This is a genomic window from Desertibacillus haloalkaliphilus (assembly GCF_019039105.1).
Lineage (GTDB): Bacteria > Bacillota > Bacilli > Bacillales > KJ1-10-99 > Desertibacillus > Desertibacillus haloalkaliphilus.
Genome location: NZ_JAHPIV010000534.1, coordinates 1 through 341, shown reverse-complemented (window position 1 = coordinate 341; position 341 = coordinate 1). Strand labels below are relative to the sequence as shown.

Below are 341 nucleotides of genomic sequence, written 5' to 3'. Positions count from 1 at the left end.
AAGAAGAGAGAGAAGGGGGGGGAGGAAGGAAGAAAAAAGAGAGGGGAGGGGAAAGGGGGGGAAGGAAGGAGAAGGAGGAGAGAGGGGAGGGAGGGAAGAGAGAAAAAAGGAAAGGAGAAGGAGGAGAAGAGGAGGGGAAGGGAAGAAGGAGAAGGGGAGGAGAAAAGAGGGGAGGAAGGAAAAGAAGAAAGAAAGAGGAGAGGGGGGAGGAGGGGGAAAGGGGAGAGAAGAGAAAAAGGGAGGGAGAGAGGAAAAAGAAGGGGAAAGAAGGGGGAGAAAAAGGAAAGAAGAGAAAGAAAGGAGGGAGGAAGGGAGGAGGGGAAAAGAAGAAGGAGAGAAAA

General features: G+C 51.9%; 1 protein-coding gene. It reads left to right on the top strand.

Going from position 1 to position 341, the window contains the following annotated elements:
* The coding region (locus KH400_RS30375; RefSeq protein ID WP_217228646.1) for a hypothetical protein at positions 1-341 on the top strand (341 nt) is incomplete at both ends.